Origin of the sequence: Polaribacter sp. IC073 (genome assembly GCF_007997075.1) — a bacterium.
GTDB lineage: Bacteria > Bacteroidota > Bacteroidia > Flavobacteriales > Flavobacteriaceae > Polaribacter.
The window spans coordinates 1-17,466 of sequence record NZ_VORS01000003.1 but is presented as its reverse complement, the minus strand read 5'-3'; the positions used below and the strand labels follow the sequence as shown (position 1 = coordinate 17,466).

Here is a 17,466-nt window from a genome sequence, read left to right as displayed (position 1 = left end):
ATTAATTAATTAGCTAACACGTGATTCCAAAACGGATTGGCAAAAATAAGGATCATAGCAACTACAAAACAGTAGATTGCTGTAGATTCTATCATAGCCAACCCAACAAATAGTGTTCGGGTAATGGTTGGTGCGGCATCGGGTTGTTGTGCTATTGAATTTAGAGCAGATGACACTGCCTTACCTTCTCCTATGGCAGGCATCATACAGCCAATAGCTGTTGTAAGACCTGCTGTAATAATTGATGTAATTGCTATTGCTGTTATACTATCCATTTTTTTATAATTTATGATGTTATAATTTCTTTAGTTTTATTTTTTTCTTTTCCACTTCTAACTGCCGCAGCAATATAAACGGTGGCAAGAATGCTAAAAATATACGCTTGTACAGTACCTGTTAGTAAACCTAGTAAATTCATAACAACAGGGAAAATAAACGGTGAGATGCTTAATAATATTGCGATAATCATTCCACCACTCATAACGTTGCCAAACAAACGAACGGCTAATGCCAAAGTGCGTGAAACCTCGCCTATTAAATTAAACGGAAGCATAATCCAAGTGGGTTGTAAAAAAGATTTAAGGTATCCTAAAACTCCATGCTTACCAATCCCATAAAACGGCACCGCTAAAAACACGCACAATGCTAATGCCGCAGTTGTAGAAAGTGACGCTGTTGGAGGTGTATATCCCGGAAAAATGATACCAATATTAGAAACTCCAATAAATAAAAACAACGTACCAATAAAACCAATATATTCTTCAGGTTTATTTAAACCCACTTCTTTTATTTGCTGATTAATACCTGTTACAATCATTTCTAAAAAACATTGCCAACGAGAAATTTTAATATTAGTTTTTAGTTTTCTGGTAATTAATTTAGCAGAAACAATAAGCAACAACATAATGCCCCAAGTAGTAACAAGGGTTAGATTTATGGTTATAAAACCATATTCCCAAAAAATGGTTTGATCAGGACTAAGCTCCATGGATTTCTTTTTTAGTTAAACTTAACTGTTTTGTAGGTATTGATTTGGTAACATAAAGTACTATAAACCTAGCAGTAATAAAACCAAGAAGACATCCTAAAAAGCGTTGCCAATCATTGTCTCCTATCAGATAAAACCCAAGAACCGTTATACTTATTCGTAAGAAAAAACTACTGATAATTAAAAGTGCTGGTCTTTTTGCGGTTACCGATTTCTTTACAGTAAACCAGAGTCCGCCAAAGAATAGAATTCCTAATAGGATGCCTGCTAAAAAAATTAATGTCATTATTGCTATATTATTCATCTTTATTATCTTTATGTATTTCTTTATCCTCTTTAAGTACCCAATACCAAGCAATAATACCTCCTGTTATAATACCTACTAATAGCAAAGTTAACGTCCAAGAAAATGATTGCGGATAAGATGTATCTAACCAAACACCTAAAGCGGCTCCTGCTAATGAAGGCATTGCAACCGACCAACCGACCATTCCCATCAATCCTAAACCAAACCAAACTGAATTTTTATTTCGCAGTGCTTTTAACTTACGATGTTCTTTTTTAGAGATCTCGTTGCTAAAAAAATCATCTTTTTTATCAGGTTTAGTAGGTTTCATTTTTTTAATGATTACGGAATTTATCAAAGCTGTAAACAAAGCCTCTTTCTAATTTTGCGATTACAGTTTTAACTTCTCGTTCCATTTTATCTTGATTGCTAAAATCTGTTTTTATAAGTTCGTTCAATTTTCCTAAATCTGCGCCACCAAAAGCATTGCGTACCGATACCAATACTTCTGTTCCTGCTTTTACGAGTACTCCTTCATCAACAGCAACATATATTTCCTTTTCGTTTTTAATTTTATAAGTTAGAATACCAGGAACTAATGCGGCAACACAATCTAATCGTTGCGGCAACAGACCAAAAGAACCTGCGCTGGTTTCTATAACTACGCTACTAACTTCTTTTATATTGGCAAATATTTTATACGGAAGCAATATTTTTAGATTCATTTTTTTAGATTTTCTATTGCGTTACTACAGACTCTTTTAAAGCTAATTTTTTACTATTTTCACCTATTTTATTGTTCTTTTCTGGTTTCTTAAGTTCGTCAATAGCACCAATCATATAAAAAGCACTTTCTGGATAGTCCTTAAATTCATCTGCCAAAATACGTTCGCACCCCTCTAAAGCATCATTTAAACATACCTGCTTGCCTTCAATACCACTAAATTGTTCTGTTGCGAAAAAAGGTTGTGTTAGAAAGCGTTCTAGTTTTCTAGCACGATTTACCACATTTCGGTCTTTTACAGACAATTGCTCCATACCCAACATAGAAATAATATCTTTTAATTCTTCATATTGCGCAAGGGTTTCTCGAATTTGCTGTGATAATCTGTAATGCCTTTCTCCAATAATTTCTGGAGTGGTCATTTTTGAATTGGATTGCAACAAATCGATAGCAGGATATAAACCTTCACTGGCTTTTTTTCTTGAAAGTGCAATAGATGCCGAAAGATGTGAGAATGTATGCACAGCAGCCGGATCTGTTAAATCATCTGCAGGCACATAAACGGCTTGTATAGAGGTAATAGCACCTGTATTTGTGTAGGCGATACGCTCTTGTAGTTCTGCCAATTCTGTTCCCATTGTTGGCTGATACCCTAATCGAGAAGGCATTTGCCCCATTAAACCAGAGACTTCCATACCTGCTTGTATGAATCTAAAAATATTATCAATCAATAACAATACATCTCTATGTTCTTCATCCCGAAAATATTCTGCCATTGTAAGTGCTGCATGTCCTACTCTAAAACGTGCTCCAGGTGGTTCATTCATTTGTCCAAATAAAAGCACCATATCCTTTAAAAGATTTTCGTCCTTCATGGTGTTATATAGTTCGTTTCCTTCGCGGCAACGTTCTCCAATACCACAAAACATACTTACACCGTCATCAGTGCCCACCATATTGTGAATAATTTCGGTAAGCAAAACTGTTTTACCCACTCCTGCACCGCCAAACAAACCAGCTTTACCACCGCGCTCTAAAGGCATTAGAACATCTATAGCTTTTATACCTGTTATAAAAATTTCAGACTTGGTTGCCCGTTTTGACAACGGTGGCGGTAGTTGATGTATAGATTTCCACGTTACATCTGTTGGCGCTCCTTTGTGATCGATTGGGTTTCCGAATACATCAAACATACGGCCTAAAATACTTTTACCAACGGGTACTAAAAGTTCTTTACCTGTTGATGTTACTGCCATTCCACGTGCCAAACCTTGCGTAGGAGTTAATGCAATACCACGAACATGATTAGTGTCAAGCTGATTAAAAATCTCAATTTTAATTTTCTTGTTTTTTCCTGTAAGTAACAAGGTATTTATCGCGGGTAAATCTTCCTGAAACCAGACATCTACAACGCTACCGCGGATGCTTGTTACTTTACCTATATTTGATTCGTTTTTCACTTTGCTATTAATTGGCTTGATGATTACTAAAATTTTAGAGGTTAAATGTTATTTTTTATATAAGGTTTAAGTTGATTTAACAAAAACTCTTAGTAGGGTAACAAATAATTATCTCTAATACATCTATGTTAAAATTAATCTTTGAAAAGTAAAGGTAGGGTAGGGGGTTAGGGTAAATAATGATATTCATCAGGTTAAGCTTTAAAGAAAATAAAATATGTCGAATAACTTTTATTTCTTTGTTTTAACTTGTGAAATAAGGTTACATAAACTTTGAGAGACCTATGTTTTTTGGTGTTTTCATTTTTAATTTATAAAATAAGAAAAAAAAACCTATATTTTAGATTCCTGCCTTCTAATAAATGGCAGTTTCACTAGAAACCCTAACTTTTCTGCAGGCAAGATTGAGGCAGAGCCTCTGAGAATTGGTTTTTGATTAAATAGTTTTCTAATGACTTTGTAGGCGTCCTAAAATTGTTTCTAAAGAAGAGGTAAGTTTATCAATGGCTCCTGAGATTGCTAACTCTAGGGTGTCTGCCTTACATGAAACGGCTAAAGGTTGTCTGCCTTCAATTCTTGCTTCCAGCAAACATCGCATATTATGAAGCCCTTCTTTTTTCCCGTTTTCATCGGATAGATATACTTCTACTCTTGTAATATGAGACTCATTATTTTTTAGTCCTTCTGCTATTAGGTTTGTAAAATAACTCTCACCTTTTTCATTTCCGCTTATCGTTTTGTCTGTATTAAATTGAATTTTCATAATTGTATTTTGTTTATAAATTACTTTTAAAGTATTCTGATGATTTAAATTTTACAACATAACATTTAAAGAATAAAGAATTACCTGTTCTTTATTCCTGTTTATGTGTGTGAGCATAATTATTTAGAATTTCTTCTAAAGAATCATAATAATCTTGAAGGTTCTTTATATTTACGTCATTTCCTTCAAGATTGTTTACTGGTATTTCTGTGATGTACTTAGACAACTCTGGGTATTCGCTATGAATTTTAGCAGTAATACTTGTAATCTTTTTTTCTAGTTCTATTATGGTTTTCATTTTTTTTCAATTAAAATAGGTTTTACTTCAATAGTTGTTTCCATAATTACTTTTGAGACAATGGAATTAGATATTAAACAAGCATCTTTTGCTTTTTTTAAAACCCGAATTGCTTTATCTCTAAAATCTTTATTATTAATTACAACGGTAGGTTCAAGTAATATTTCGGTGATCATTAATTTATAATCAACCTTTTCCATTTTTCCTTTTGCCTTACAACTAAAGCTTTCAAAGCTAAGTGTAGAGTTTTCGGCAATGGCTAAAAAAGTGGTCATTAAACAACCACTAACAGCCGCTACAAATAAATGTTCTGGAGACCAAATACCTTCCATTCCTTTTGGAAATTCTGGTGGTGTTGCAACTTCAATACAAACATCATTTTTCTTATTTAATTCTGGAGAACACATAATGCCTTTACGGCTGTTTTTCCAATTTATGTTTACATTATAATAGTGAGTTTCCATTTTTTGTTTATTTAAAGGTTTTTTTATTTTGAAGTATTAAAAATATTTAAAATTTTAGGTAAATTCAAGCCAAAAATTTTCAATACTATTGCTAGATTTTAAATTTTAATAAATTAGCTTTCAATCATTTTTTTCTTTTCTAAGAACTCTTCTTTATTTATTTCTCCTGCTGCAAAACGCTTCTTTAAGATGTCTAATGGTGTATCTCTTTTTGTTCTTTGACCAGGTATGTTATAAGGTGTTGCAAAAACCCAAAACAAGACAATTACCCAAAGAAACCACCATATTAAGTGCATTCCCCAAAAATTATAATATTCATAATTCATCATAACTTAATTTTTAAATGTTAGTCTAATACTATTTTTTATTCATAATTTTTTCTTTGTTCTTATTCTAAAAAGAGCATAGATTGGACAAAAACTAAATAAACTTGTAACAAGAAAAACACCTGTTAGCGTTAATAATACCATTGCAAAAGTACCTGATATAATATCTGTAAATACTAAAACAGGAGGAATGGTAGCCAATATTATTCTCGTAATTCTATCTGGTAGCCCCATATTTTTTTTCATAATGATTTTATTTTATTTGGTTTATTTTTTTAAAATAGCTCTTAGAACTTCATCTTTATCTAATTTTTTAGTACAGAAAAACCAGTCTTTACAGTCCAATTCATTCTTGGAAGTCATTCTTTCTTCTGCAACACCACAAGATCCAGCAGGTGAAACAATTACATCATCACCAGGATTCCAATCTGCTGGTGTGGCTACATTAAAGGCATCTGCTGTTTGCATTGCAATTAATGCTCTATAAATTTCATCAAAATTTCTACCTAAACTTAGAGGATAGTATATAAGAGCTCTAACGATTCCGTTTGGGTCAATAAAAAACACCGCTCTTACTGCTTGCGTTTTGCTTTCGTTGGGTTGTACCATTCCGTATTTTTCGGCAACTTCCATTGAAATATCTTCAATTAAAGGAAACTTGACTTCAACATTTTTCATTCCATTAAATTCAATCTTTTCCTTAATGGTTCGCAACCAAGCAATATGGCTGTATAAACCATCAATAGATAGACCAACTAATTGACAATTGGCTTTATTAAACTTACTTTCTAGATGTGCAAACGTTATAAATTCTGAAGTACAAACAGGTGTAAAATCTGCTGGATGGCTAAAAAGGATAACCCATTTTCCTGCATAGTCTTCTGGGAAATTAATATTTCCTTGTGTTGTAACCGCTTTAAATTTAGGAGCTTTATCTCCTATTCTGGGTATGCTATTGATTCCTTGTTCTTGATTTTCTTCCATTATTATTTTGTTTATTATTTATTTTTGTAAATATTTTTTTCAAAGGAATTGTTTCCTTTTTTTAATTACTATTAATTAGTTAGTATTATTTTTAACGCCTTTTCTTTGGCTGCATTGCCAAACACCTCATAAGCTTTAATTATTTCATTCAATTTAAAACGGTGCGTGATTAACTTTTCTGGCTGTATTTTTCCAGAGGCAACTGTTTTTAGTAACATTGGTGTGGTGTTGGTGTTTACCAGTCCCATAGTAATAGTGATGTTTTTAATCCATAATTTTTGAATTTCTAGGTCTACGCTATGCCCAAATACACCTATGTTAGCAATATGACCACCAGGGCGAATAATATTCTGACAAATACCAAACGTAGCAGCAGCACCAACAGCTTCTATAGCCACATCAACACCATCTTTTGTTGCTAACATTATTTTTTTTACAGCATCTTCTGAGCCTGAATTAATGGTATGTGTAGCTCCTAATTTTTTAGCCAGTTCTAATCTGTTTTCATCTAGGTCTATCATATAAATTTTAGCTGGAGAATAGAACTGTGCGGTAAGTAAAGCAGACATTCCAATAGGTCCTGCTCCTACAATAGCAATGGTGTCACCTGGTTTTACACAACCATTAATTACGCCAATTTCATGACCTGTAGGAAGAATATCACTTAACATAACTAAGGCCTCCTCATCTACTCCTTCGGGAACTGCATACAGACTATTATCTGCATGCGGAATTCGAACATATTCTGCTTGTGTACCATTTATAAGGTGCCCTAATATCCAGCCACCATCTTCACAATGAGAGTACAATTGTTTCTTACAATATTCACAGCTACCGTCTGATGTAATACAAGATATAATTACTTTGTCTCCTTTTTTAAAGCTATTTACAGAGGTACCAACTTCTTCAATTACACCAATACCTTCGTGCCCTAAAGTGGTTCCAGGTTTACAGCTAGGTGTTTTGCCGTGCAGAATACCGAGGTCTGTACCACAAATAGTGGTCTTTACTATTTTAACAAGCGCATCTGTTGGTTTTTCAATAACCGGTTTCGATACTTCTTTCCATTCTATTTTACCAGGACCATTATATACAAGACCTTTCATTGTTGTTTTGTTTTTAGTAGAAGTACTATTTGATGGACTATTTTGCGAGGAAATTGGTGTGTTTAACATTTTTTCTAGAGTTTAATAAATATTGTTAATAAAACCAAATCTACAGCTACAAGCGATCAACTGAAATGACTTAGATCAGTGTTTGTAGATTATTGAAAATGAAATCAGTAAAGCATGACCTAGATCATTTTAAATGATGTAGATTGTAAGTAGATTCAAAATTTTTAGAACTAAAAAATAACTGTGAGCAACCAATTACAAGATATAGACCTTTTTAAGAGCATCTTTCAATCTTCTGTGGAAGGTATTTTGGTGGTAGATGTAGAAGGGATCATTATTAAAGCAAACCCAGCTAGCGAAAAACTCTTTGATTATAATAAAGGCGAGCTCATCAATCAAAAAGTAGAAAACCTTATTCCGAATAAATTCAAAAAAAATCATCAAAACCATAGAGAAGGATACATTGCCAAACCCAAGGCAAGACGAATGGGGCAAGATTTAGATTTATGGGGGTTAAAAAAAAATGGATCTCAATTTCAATTAGAAATAAGTTTAAGTCCTACCATTATAAAAGGCGAACAATTTGTGATCGCTTTTATTATAGATACTTCAAAACAGAAAAAAACAGAAAAAAAACTAAAAATTAGCCAATCTAAGCTAAAATCATATTCCGAAGAATTAGAAGAAAAAGTGACTCGAAGAACGAACGAACTAACTACTACGGTTGAAAAATTGGTTGCTTCTAATTTAAATCTCGAAGATCAAATACAAGAAACCAAAGAAGCAGAAAAAAGTGCTGCAGCTAGTAAATCTTTATCTTCTGCAATTGCCAAAAATTTTCCTAATGGGTTTATTATTGTTTTTAAACCTAATTTAGAAATTCTACTTATAGAAGGAGAAGCGATTATAAATTTAGGCTTAGAGAATATAATTGTTGAGAACACCAATGTAGATGACATCGCTATTTTTTCTGAAGAACAAAAAACAAAACTCAAAGAAGATATTTCAAAAACGATTGCTGGAGAACATCTTCGTTTTGAAATTACGTATAGAAATAAATATTACTCTGTAGATACGACGCCGCTATTAGATGATACTACTGTTATTTCTAGTGCCTTGTTTGTATATAGTAATATTACAGAACACAAGAAAATAGAAAGAGACGCTAAAGATGCATTAAAAAAAGAGCAAGAATTGAACGAGCTAAAATCTAGATTTGTCTCTATGGCATCACATGAATTTAGAACGCCATTAAGTGCCATACAAACTTCCGCGATTCTTATTGGTAGACAAAATGAAGTTGGTAAAGAGCAAAAGCGTGAGAAATATGTAACTCAAATAAAAAACAATGTAAAACATTTAGTAGTTATTTTAAATGATTTCTTGTCTCTAAGTAAGTTAGAAGAAGGAAAAGTGATAGCAAATAAAGAGGTGTTTGATTTTGTTACGCTTTCTAAGACACTAATAGATGAGGTATCTATGACAAAAAAGATAGGGAAAAACATCATTTTCTCTTCACCAGAGCTTCCTGTTTTATTAAACCTCGATTCAAAATTAGTCCGACATATTTTAATAAATTTAGTATCGAATGCCATTAAATATTCGCCAAAAAATACAGATATCAATATTAATATTACAGAAAGTGGTGACCATATTTTTCTCGAAATTAAAGACCAAGGTATCGGCATCCCAGAAGAAGAACAAGACAAACTCTTTGACCGTTTTTTTAGAGCAAAGAATGCACACAATATAGAAGGAACAGGTCTAGGTCTAAATATTGTAAAACAATACGTAGCTCTTATGAATGGCTCCATTAATTTTAAGAGCAAAATAAACATAGGCACTACTTTTTTAGTGAAGTTGCCAAAACCTATTAAATTGTAAAACAATGAGAAAAATACTTCTAATTGAAGACAACCAAGATGTTAGAGAAAATACCGCAGAAATATTAGAATTGGCTAATTATAACGTTTACACAGCAGAAAATGGAAAAAAAGGTGTTGCGATGGCAAAACTTACAAAACCAGATATTATTATCTGTGATATTATGATGCCAGAATTAAACGGTTATGATGTATTACTTCAACTAAACAAAGACAAAACAACTGCCAGTACTCCCTTTATTTTCTTAACCGCTAAAACAGAAAAAATAGATGTTAGAAAAGGAATGAACTTAGGTGCAGATGATTACCTTACAAAACCTTTTGAAGAATATGAATTGTTAAATGCTGTTGCAGCTAGACTTAAAAAACATACTATTCTTAAAAAGGAATTTTCTAATGATATTAAAGGCATCAATCAGTTTTTTAATGAAGTATCTATACATGAAGGAATAGGCAGTCTTTCTAAAGACAGAAGTGTTTTAGAATTTCATAAAAAAGACGTAATTTTTATGGAAGGTGATGCTGCACATACACTTTACTTTTTACAAAAAGGAGCTGTAAAAACATACAAAACTACAGAGTCTGGTAAATGTTTAGTTACGGGTATATTTGGCCCTGGGCAATTTATAGGTCAGCTTTCTTTACTCACAAATAAAGGTACCTATATAGATACTGCAACCGTTTTAGAAGAAGCAGAAATTTTAGAGATTCCTAAAACCGATTTTACATCTTTACTTTTTGGTGACAAGCTTATTTCAAGTAAATTTATTAGGATGATTTCTAATGACCTCATTGATCTTCAAGAACAACTTGTAAACATGGCATTTGCCACAGTTAAACAACGGTTAGCAAAAGTGCTATTAAATTTATCTAAAAATGAAATATTAAATAACTCTAAAAATAAAGGAATTAATATCTCAAGAGAAGATTTAGCAAGCCTTACTGGCACAGCTACGGAAACTACTATTAGAATGTTAACAGATTTTAAAGAGGAACGATTAATAACTATTGGCGCTCATAGAGAAATTAGTATTGAAGATAAAAAAAAATTAGAGGATATTGCGCTGTTTGGATAAAACGAAAGCAATTGACCTGCGTCATTGAACAAGAGAAATGTTACCATTAATTTAGCGAAGCATAAAAACTAAATTAATATTTGTAGCATGTCTTTTAAAGAACATAAAACACCTAAAAAGCTATTCATCATAAAAAGCTATCAAAGTTTATCAAAAATAGAGATAGTATTAAGGCATATTGATCAAAAAAGTAATAATGCGCTTCAATTATCTATCTTAGGTAAACTTCCTACGAATACAAAAGAGCTTAAAAATTCTACAATCGTTATAAAAAAAGAATTAAGTGCTATTTTGGGTAAGGAGTTTCAGTTTGGGTATTTCCATAATCCTGAGATTGGTTCTTTATTTATTTCAGGTCATTTAACACCCACATTTCTTAATAAAGTTGATGAAAAGGAACTAGCTTCACTATCTACAGGTATTTCAGGAATATTAAGAGGCTTAGGAATAAAAAAAGACAACATAAATACTTATTTAACGGCATTAAAAAACAACCATTATTGTTTAATTATTCGAGGAGAAAGTAGTGTGTTAGATATTATAGCACCAATACTAATCGAATGATAAATAATACGAACCCATATTTTTGTTTACAAATAATGTAGCCATTCTAAAAACAGATGAAACTTAAGAAAGAAACCGCATGAAAAAAAACAAGAAACTTTCTGTTTTAGCTGCAACAGCTATAAGCGGAAATGATATTAGTTCATCTGTATTATATGTTTCTGCGCTAGCAATTGCTTTTGCTGGCCAATATGCTTGGGTTACACTACTTATTGTTTCTCTAGTACTTTTTCTGTTTAGAAAAATATATGGTGAAGTAGTTGGTGCGTTGCCTTTAAATGGGGGTGCCTACAATGCATTATTAAATACAACAAGCAAATCTATGGCGTCTTTTGCAGCCACACTAACAATATTATCTTATATGGCCACGGCTGTTATTTCTGCAAACGAAGCCATTCATTATTTACATCATTTAATTCCCGCAATTCCAATAATAGTTGCAACTATAATTCTGCTAAGCCTTTTCGGAGTTTTAACTATTGGCGGTGTTTCAGAATCTGCCAAGGTAGCTATTAGTATTTTTATTTTTCATTTAACATCTTTTGCAGTACTTAGTGTTTTTATTATTTACTTTATTTTAAATAGTGGTTTTGAAATATTTATAGAAAATTGGCATTTACCAACCACAGGCGGTAGTATCACTAATGCTATTTTTCTAGGGTTTGCAGCTTCTATGTTAGGTGTTTCTGGTTTCGAAAGTTCAGCTAATTTTGTAGAAGAACAACAAAAAGGAGTGTTTCCAAAAACATTAAAAAATATGTGGATTGTAGTGAGTATTATTAATCCGTTAGCAGCATTGTTTGCGCTTTCATTATTTGCAATACCGCTGTTACAAAGTGATGCTTATCAAAATACACTGTTAATTGAAATGGCATCTCATGTAGGTGGTAATTGGTTAGCTATAGTAATAGCTATTGATGCCTTTTTAGTGCTTAGCGGTGCTGTACTTACTAGTTTTATTGGGGTTTCTGGTTTATTAGAACGTATGGCTCTCGATCGTGTTTTACCACAATATTTTTTAAAGAAAAACAAAAAAGGAAGTTCGTATCGTATTATTATTGTTTTCTTACTCTTAACCATATCTGTATTATTAATAACCAAAGGAGATGTAAAAGTTTTAGCTGGCGTTTACACAATCTCTTTTTTATCTGTAATGGCACTCTTTGGAATAGGAAACATATTGTTAAAAGTGAAGAGAAATAGTTTGCCGCGCCCAGAAAAAGCGAGTTGGTTTGCTATAATAGTAGCTATTACCGCTGTTGTTTTTGCTTTGGTAGGAAATATTATCATGCAACCAGCAGCAGGTGTTCCTAGTAATTTAACAGTATTTCTTGAATATTTTATTCCGGCAATTATTTTTATTGTGGTAATGCTCAACAGAATAATATTATTGAAACTAGTATTAAAAATAATACACGCTGTTTTCGATCCTTTTAGAAAGTTTGTATTAAAGACAGATAAAAAATTGCTTTCTGTAATTGATACCATTAATTCTCAAGAGTTTGTTTATTTCACTAAAGATGATGATGTAGAAACATTAAATAAAGTTATGTTATATATTCAAAAGAATGAACATACTAAAAAATTAAAAATTGTAACCGCACTTAAAAATGGAAATGAGATTACAAAACAATTTAGAAATGATGTTAATGTGGTTGATAGAGAATATCCTTTAATTAAAATTGAATTTATAGAGCTTAATGAAAATTTTGGTCCAGAGTTAATTAATAAATTATCAAAAGATTGGAACATTCCAATTAACTTTATGTTTATTGGATCTCCTGGCAATCGTTTTCCTTATAAAATTGAAGAACTGGGAGGTGTAAGACTCATCATTTAATTAGAGTTTAAGCTTATTTCTAAAAGTAAATGTTGCTTTAATTTAGAAGCGATGGCTACTTATTTCTTATACTCTAAGAATAATTGAAGCTTAACTGTAAAAAACTGGAAGTCTTAAAACTTCCAGTTTCTATAGGTATGAATGTTCAATATCATACCAACTCAATCCCCCAATTGAAGAGCGATTTTTCTAGTTGTATTATTGTTTATCTATTCAATTAAAACTTCTTTTCTCAAGTATACTTTAAATATATTTAGATTCTAAATATATAAAATAACCTAAGTCAATAGGGTATATTTGATTTTTTTAAAAATGATTTTTTTTTAAAGAAAATTAATTCATCTTTTTCAGGTATTTATATAATTCGCTGTCTGTTGAAATAAAAATAGATGTTTTTTCATCGAAAGTTTTCTCAAAAGTTTCCATCGATTTTAAAAAGCCATAAAGCTTTCTCGATGCATTAGACTTATCATAAGCTTTTGCATAAATTGCTGCCGCAGTTGCGTCTGCCTTACCTTTAATCATTTCAGCATCTCTAAAAGCAAGAGATTGTATGTTTTTAAGTTCTCTTTCCTTCTCTCCATTTATACGTGAAGCTTCTCCTTGTCCTTCAGAACGAAATTTATCAGCAATTCGAAAACGTTCACTTTTCATTCGTTCAAAAACTTGATCTTGTACTTCTTGAACGTAGTTTATACGCTTAAATCTAAAATCGAGTATTTTAATTCCCAAGTCTGCTGTTTGTTTATTAGCCGATTTTAATATCATTTGTTGAATTTTATCACGACCAACATAAATCTTTGCTAAGGAATCTCCAATAATTTCAGTATCAGATGATTCAGGTATTCTATTACTTGTGCGTACCGTTTCTTCGATATCATTATTTGCAATAAAATTTCGTGTATCACCATCTAGAATATCATCTATACGAGATTGCGCTCCTCGTTCATTTGTTAACCTTTTAAAAAATTGAAGCGGATCTGTGATTTGCCATCTGGCATAAGTATCTACAAAAATAAATTTTTTATCCTTGGTAGGTACTTGATTCGGGGCACCATTCCATTCCATATAGCGTTTTTCAAAATAATTAGCATCTTGTATTAAAGGCAGTTTAAAGTACATACCAGGGGTAACAATTGCTTCTCCAACTGGCTTTCCAAACTGAGTGATAACTACTTGGTCTTTTTCTTCTACGATAAAAATACTGCTATTTAAACCTATAAGAATGATAACGGCGGATATTGTAATTAATATAGATTTAGTTTTCATTGTTTGCTGTTTTTTTGTTCATCTGCATTTGTAATAATGGTAACACGTTACTTCCTTCTTGGTCTGTGATAACTACGTTTCCTATTTTGGGTAGCACATTCGACATTGTTTCAAGGTAAATTCTTCTTTTTGTTACCCCAGGTGACTTAATAAATTCATTAAATAGTGCCGTGAATCTGGCGGCTTCACCATCGGCATTATTTACACGCTCAGCGGCATATCCTTTTGCTTGCTGAATTGTTTCTTCTGCTTGACCTCTTGCTTTAGGGATTACTTTATTATATTCAGATTTTGCTTGATTAATCAATGTTTCCTTTTCTTGCTGCGCTTCATTTACAGCATTAAAAGCTGCTTTTACCGGCTCTGGTGGGTTAACGTCTTGAAGCACTACTTGCTCTATTTTTAAACCCATAGAATATTCTCTACATATTTGTTGAATAAGTTTTTCTAACTCACTTGCTATTTCGGTACGACCAACAGTAAGTACTTCATTTACTGTTCGATCTCCCACAATTTGCCGCATCGCAGCCTCAGAAATAATACGCAATGTACTTTGAGGGTTTCTTACTTTAAAAAGGTTTTTATAAGCATCATCAACCCTATATTGTACAACCCATTGTACTTCTGCGAGATTAAGATCACCGGTAAGCATCAAAGATTCATCTTTTGTACTAGAAGATCTGCTATATTTACTGTTTGTTCCCGTATTACCGGTTCGAAAACCAAATTCTAGTTTTTGTTGTCTTTCTACCGGAACTCTGTACACATCCTCAGCGAAGGGTATTTTAAAATTCAATCCTGGTTCTACTTGTCTCACATATTTACCAAATCGAGTAATAACGCCTACTTCTTCAGTACTTATCTGAAAAATCGAAGACCATAAGATGAGCACTAAAAACAGTGATGTAACAATAAGCTGCCAGTATTTAAGTGCTTTTTTTAATTCTGGTGGTAGATTTAATTCTGATTTATTCATTTTTGTTTCTTTATTAAAATTTATGGGTGATAATTGGAATTCGTTAAACCAAAACGAGAAGTTTATATTTCCCGTTTCCTATGAAGATACTATTGTTTCTATGTCAATTTATATCGGTTAAAAACGCCGTAACTATAGCATTTTTATAGATTTTTAAAGAAGATTACTCTTTAAGAGGCTGCCCTTTATATTGTGTACAAACTAATTTTATTAACGATACCGCGAAGATACGTTTTGGCATTAACATAGGAGCTGATATAGATCAGTTAAATCCGTTTATTTTTTAAAATTAAAAGGATATAAAGCAGTCTTTTTTTATACACTGACCCATATCATTTTATGACAACCCATGTCGTTGCATCTTTACAGTCTCATTCAACACTAAAATAAGAAGTATATGAATAATTTGGCTACCCATTTAGAGATTCGAAAAGAACTCCGCATCTCTATAAATCAAAAACTACCCAACCTTATTAAGCTCAAGCAAGAAAATTTTGACGTTCCATTCTATGATGTACTCTTAGAAATAGTGCCTGATGTAAGAAAGTACATTATTAAAAGAATTCAAACAGCGATACAAAAAAGTAATTTCCCGAAAGATAAGTTTTCTCCAAATGATTTTATAGATCAACTATTTATTGAAACTTATGAGCATATAGAAAACTTCTCTAATGAAGATGAATTTTATATATGGCTTTACAAAAAGACAGACGAATTATTAGATGATGCTCTTGTTGAAGAAGAATTTGACGAGCTTTTCTTTAAAAATATTGATGATTATTCAAAACCCGAGTGGGATGAAATGCAAGAAAAATATAGTGTCGATGGTGGAGGAGATTTACTAATGATTGACGAATTAGACGATATCTCTTGCCATCATAATAATTATGTATTAAACCACGTATTTGTAGAAAATATAGAGAAAGCATTAATCGAAAAAATTGACAAAAATTTAAATAACGAAGAAATTCAAAGTCATATAGCATTGGTATTACATAATTTACCGTTGGCAATGCGTACCGTTTTTGAACTATATACAAATCAACATTTAGAGCTAAAAGAAATTGCAGAAATAAGAAACATTACACTAGAAGAAGTTACACAACTTTTAAAAGATACAAAAAAAGCATTGCAAGTAAGTTTCTTCAACAGATATAGCATAAATTAATGTTCCTGTTTGTAAATAGACAATATCCATTATTTTAAAATAGAAGGAGTTAACAATAAGATGTAAAGAATCATATCGATTTATTTTTATTAAACAGCTTTTAAAAAGAATTTTGAGATTAAAACTTTACGCACTGTCTTTAATCAACAATAGTAATACTGTTTTTATTGAAAAAATAAAACACCATGCCTCTAGAATAAGTAATTGAAAAAAGTAAAATCAATCTATCATCATTAAAATGTAAGCGAAAAAGCTACAATAAGAGTTTTGGTGTTTCCTTTTTTTTTAGTTTTTCTTTATTTAAAGACATCTGAAATTTATAAATAAATAGTAGTTTAATTAGTACTAGTAAAAAAAGGTCGGGCTTTACACTGTATCTTTCTTGTGCAGGACTTGTTTCAGTATATAGTTCATAAAGGCTTTAACGTTTGTTTTTGAGAGGATCAATTTGTAATTCACTTACAAGAAAGGATGCCGTTTCAATCCCTAACACAGTTTGTTTGCGTAAGACCGTCCTTATAAAACCTTTATATCAGATAAAAAGATAATCAAACTGGCAGTTACAATCCATTAAAACTAATATGTAAACCTTTATTTCCTTTTGTTAAAAAAGGAAATAGTAAACAGAACAAAGAAGTAAGATTAATAATTCATAAAAAAAAGAGAAACAGCCCCACGATAACCCCCATATTTTCAATGATTTAAGTTATATTAAAAAAACAATTTAAAAAAAGGCAAAAAAAACAGTTGAGATATTAAAAAGGTGTTGTAAGTTTGCACCCGCTAACAGGAATATTAGTTTGTTAGTTTCGTTCATTGAGAGAGTTGTTTTCAGTTATTTATTAGCTTCAATAGAAAGGTTTTAGGTGGTTTTATTTTTAGTTTAAGGATTAAATTTATTTATCATTTTTTATTAGGTTTGTGGTTATAAAAGCTTGTATGTTTGCAGTCCGAAATTTTGGGTAGTAAAGTTCAGTTTTTAGCGGATTAAAAAGAGATTAAAATAGTTTATTTTTTTCTTGTCAGGTTTAGAATAAGTTCTATATTTGCAGCCGCTAAGGGAAACAGCAAAAACGATCAGAGAGATTTTGGGAATGGCTATTAAAAGGTCAGTTAGTTCGATTCTAACATTTCTACAAATTAGGGTTCACATTGCTTGTTTAAATACAAGAGATTGAGATTCTAAAAGTTCATTGAAAATATTGAAATTGACAGCGTAAACAAAGAGTAGAATAACCACATTAGTTAAATAATGTAAATTCTTTTGAAACTTATTCATTAA

20 protein-coding genes are annotated in these 17,466 nt (G+C 31.6%); 5 read left to right on the top strand and 15 right to left on the bottom strand.

What is annotated here, in order from left to right:
* Positions 1-5 precede the first annotated feature (5 nt).
* The 13 genes from ES045_RS05285 to ES045_RS05225 all read right to left on the bottom strand — a co-directional run bounded on the left by ES045_RS05285 (position 6) and on the right by ES045_RS05225 (position 7,468).
* Entirely contained in the window at positions 6-275 is a 270-nt protein-coding gene (locus ES045_RS05285) for a F0F1 ATP synthase subunit C (protein WP_147113521.1), read from the bottom strand.
* Between the two features lie 11 nt (positions 276-286).
* Positions 287-988, bottom strand: a complete 702-nt coding sequence (locus tag ES045_RS05280) for a F0F1 ATP synthase subunit A (protein WP_147113518.1) — start codon at positions 986-988, stop codon at positions 287-289.
* Complete coding sequence (locus ES045_RS05275) at positions 978-1,292, bottom strand: ATP synthase subunit I (protein ID WP_147113515.1); 315 nt, start codon at positions 1,290-1,292, stop codon at positions 978-980. Before ES045_RS05275 ends, ES045_RS05280 begins: the two co-directional genes overlap by 11 nt.
* On the bottom strand, positions 1,285-1,605 hold the full coding sequence (locus ES045_RS05270) for an AtpZ/AtpI family protein (RefSeq protein WP_147113512.1): 321 nt from the start codon (positions 1,603-1,605) through the stop codon (positions 1,285-1,287). Before ES045_RS05270 ends, ES045_RS05275 begins: the two co-directional genes overlap by 8 nt.
* Positions 1,606-1,609: 4 nt before the next feature.
* Positions 1,610-1,999 (bottom strand): F0F1 ATP synthase subunit epsilon, encoded by a 390-nt coding sequence (locus tag ES045_RS05265; protein WP_147113509.1) that lies wholly within the window; start codon positions 1,997-1,999, stop codon positions 1,610-1,612.
* A 13-nt stretch (positions 2,000-2,012) separates the two neighbouring features.
* On the bottom strand, positions 2,013-3,458 hold the full coding sequence (gene atpD, locus ES045_RS05260; protein ID WP_223267189.1) for a F0F1 ATP synthase subunit beta: 1,446 nt from the start codon (positions 3,456-3,458) through the stop codon (positions 2,013-2,015).
* Between the two features lie 448 nt (positions 3,459-3,906).
* Positions 3,907-4,221: an HPF/RaiA family ribosome-associated protein gene (locus tag ES045_RS05255; RefSeq protein WP_147113503.1), complete on the bottom strand. Its 315-nt coding sequence runs from the start codon at positions 4,219-4,221 to the stop codon at positions 3,907-3,909.
* 91 nt (positions 4,222-4,312) lie between these two features.
* Positions 4,313-4,519, bottom strand: a complete 207-nt coding sequence (locus ES045_RS05250) for a hypothetical protein (protein ID WP_147113500.1) — start codon at positions 4,517-4,519, stop codon at positions 4,313-4,315.
* Positions 4,516-4,983, bottom strand: a complete 468-nt coding sequence (locus ES045_RS05245) for an OsmC family protein (RefSeq protein ID WP_147113497.1) — start codon at positions 4,981-4,983, stop codon at positions 4,516-4,518. Before ES045_RS05245 ends, ES045_RS05250 begins: the two co-directional genes overlap by 4 nt.
* A gap of 113 nt (positions 4,984-5,096) precedes the next feature.
* Positions 5,097-5,312 (bottom strand): SHOCT domain-containing protein, encoded by a 216-nt coding sequence (locus tag ES045_RS05240; protein WP_317131299.1) that lies wholly within the window; start codon positions 5,310-5,312, stop codon positions 5,097-5,099.
* A 39-nt stretch (positions 5,313-5,351) separates the two neighbouring features.
* Positions 5,352-5,555 (bottom strand): DUF2892 domain-containing protein, encoded by a 204-nt coding sequence (locus ES045_RS05235; protein ID WP_147113494.1) that lies wholly within the window; start codon positions 5,553-5,555, stop codon positions 5,352-5,354.
* Between the two features lie 21 nt (positions 5,556-5,576).
* Positions 5,577-6,293: a peroxiredoxin gene (locus ES045_RS05230; protein ID WP_147113492.1), complete on the bottom strand. Its 717-nt coding sequence runs from the start codon at positions 6,291-6,293 to the stop codon at positions 5,577-5,579.
* 71 nt (positions 6,294-6,364) lie between these two features.
* Positions 6,365-7,468 carry a zinc-dependent alcohol dehydrogenase family protein gene (locus ES045_RS05225; protein WP_223267188.1) on the bottom strand — a complete coding sequence of 368 codons (1,104 nt, stop codon included), beginning with the start codon at positions 7,466-7,468 and terminating at the stop codon, positions 6,365-6,367.
* Positions 7,469-7,651: 183 nt separating this feature from the next.
* On the opposite strand from ES045_RS05225, the gene ES045_RS05220 reads away from it, so the two are divergent.
* The 4 genes from ES045_RS05220 to ES045_RS05205 all read left to right on the top strand — a co-directional run bounded on the left by ES045_RS05220 (position 7,652) and on the right by ES045_RS05205 (position 12,771).
* Complete coding sequence (locus tag ES045_RS05220; protein WP_147113489.1) at positions 7,652-9,292, top strand: PAS domain-containing sensor histidine kinase; 1,641 nt, start codon at positions 7,652-7,654, stop codon at positions 9,290-9,292.
* 4 nt (positions 9,293-9,296) lie between these two features.
* Positions 9,297-10,367: a response regulator gene (locus ES045_RS05215; protein ID WP_147113486.1), complete on the top strand. Its 1,071-nt coding sequence runs from the start codon at positions 9,297-9,299 to the stop codon at positions 10,365-10,367.
* 87 nt (positions 10,368-10,454) lie between these two features.
* Positions 10,455-10,931, top strand: a complete 477-nt coding sequence (locus ES045_RS05210; RefSeq protein WP_147113483.1) for a hypothetical protein — start codon at positions 10,455-10,457, stop codon at positions 10,929-10,931.
* 79 nt (positions 10,932-11,010) lie between these two features.
* On the top strand, positions 11,011-12,771 hold the full coding sequence (locus tag ES045_RS05205) for an APC family permease (protein ID WP_147113480.1): 1,761 nt from the start codon (positions 11,011-11,013) through the stop codon (positions 12,769-12,771).
* Positions 12,772-13,104: 333 nt separating this feature from the next.
* Here ES045_RS05205 and hflC read toward each other — a convergent pair whose 3' ends face one another.
* Both hflC and hflK read right to left on the bottom strand, forming a co-directional pair.
* The gene (gene hflC, locus ES045_RS05200; protein ID WP_147113477.1) at positions 13,105-14,040 is read right to left on the bottom strand and encodes a protease modulator HflC; all 936 of its coding nucleotides are present in this window, start codon (positions 14,038-14,040) and stop codon (positions 13,105-13,107) included.
* Positions 14,030-15,016 carry an FtsH protease activity modulator HflK gene (gene hflK / locus ES045_RS05195; RefSeq protein ID WP_147113472.1) on the bottom strand — a complete coding sequence of 329 codons (987 nt, stop codon included), beginning with the start codon at positions 15,014-15,016 and terminating at the stop codon, positions 14,030-14,032. Before hflK ends, hflC begins: the two co-directional genes overlap by 11 nt.
* Before the next feature lie 397 nt (positions 15,017-15,413).
* On the opposite strand from hflK, the gene ES045_RS05190 reads away from it, so the two are divergent.
* Positions 15,414-16,184 (top strand): RNA polymerase sigma factor, encoded by a 771-nt coding sequence (locus ES045_RS05190; protein WP_147113469.1) that lies wholly within the window; start codon positions 15,414-15,416, stop codon positions 16,182-16,184.
* Positions 16,185-17,466: the final 1,282 nt, after the last annotated feature.

Excerpts from the sequence above, each read along its gene's own strand:
- ES045_RS05230 (WP_147113492.1), bottom strand. The coding sequence starts at position 6,293 with ATGGAAGAAAATCAAGAACAAGGAATCAATAGCATACCCAGAATAGGA.
- ES045_RS05255 (WP_147113503.1), bottom strand. The coding sequence starts at position 4,221 with ATGAAAATTCAATTTAATACAGACAAAACGATAAGCGGAAATGAAAAA.
- ES045_RS05245 (WP_147113497.1), bottom strand. The coding sequence starts at position 4,983 with ATGGAAACTCACTATTATAATGTAAACATAAATTGGAAAAACAGCCGT.
- ES045_RS05215 (WP_147113486.1), top strand. The coding sequence starts at position 9,297 with ATGAGAAAAATACTTCTAATTGAAGACAACCAAGATGTTAGAGAAAAT.
- ES045_RS05205 (WP_147113480.1), top strand. The coding sequence starts at position 11,011 with ATGAAAAAAAACAAGAAACTTTCTGTTTTAGCTGCAACAGCTATAAGC.
- ES045_RS05190 (WP_147113469.1), top strand. The coding sequence starts at position 15,414 with ATGAATAATTTGGCTACCCATTTAGAGATTCGAAAAGAACTCCGCATC.
- ES045_RS05285 (WP_147113521.1), bottom strand. The coding sequence starts at position 275 with ATGGATAGTATAACAGCAATAGCAATTACATCAATTATTACAGCAGGT.
- ES045_RS05270 (WP_147113512.1), bottom strand. The coding sequence starts at position 1,605 with ATGAAACCTACTAAACCTGATAAAAAAGATGATTTTTTTAGCAACGAG.
- ES045_RS05280 (WP_147113518.1), bottom strand. The coding sequence starts at position 988 with ATGGAGCTTAGTCCTGATCAAACCATTTTTTGGGAATATGGTTTTATA.
- ES045_RS05235 (WP_147113494.1), bottom strand. The coding sequence starts at position 5,555 with ATGAAAAAAAATATGGGGCTACCAGATAGAATTACGAGAATAATATTG.
- ES045_RS05250 (WP_147113500.1), bottom strand. The coding sequence starts at position 4,519 with ATGAAAACCATAATAGAACTAGAAAAAAAGATTACAAGTATTACTGCT.
- ES045_RS05265 (WP_147113509.1), bottom strand. The coding sequence starts at position 1,999 with ATGAATCTAAAAATATTGCTTCCGTATAAAATATTTGCCAATATAAAA.
- ES045_RS05225 (WP_223267188.1), bottom strand. The coding sequence starts at position 7,468 with ATGTTAAACACACCAATTTCCTCGCAAAATAGTCCATCAAATAGTACT.
- hflC (WP_147113477.1), bottom strand. The coding sequence starts at position 14,040 with ATGAAAACTAAATCTATATTAATTACAATATCCGCCGTTATCATTCTT.
- ES045_RS05210 (WP_147113483.1), top strand. The coding sequence starts at position 10,455 with ATGTCTTTTAAAGAACATAAAACACCTAAAAAGCTATTCATCATAAAA.
- hflK (WP_147113472.1), bottom strand. The coding sequence starts at position 15,016 with ATGAATAAATCAGAATTAAATCTACCACCAGAATTAAAAAAAGCACTT.
- ES045_RS05275 (WP_147113515.1), bottom strand. The coding sequence starts at position 1,292 with ATGAATAATATAGCAATAATGACATTAATTTTTTTAGCAGGCATCCTA.
- ES045_RS05240 (WP_317131299.1), bottom strand. The coding sequence starts at position 5,312 with ATGATGAATTATGAATATTATAATTTTTGGGGAATGCACTTAATATGG.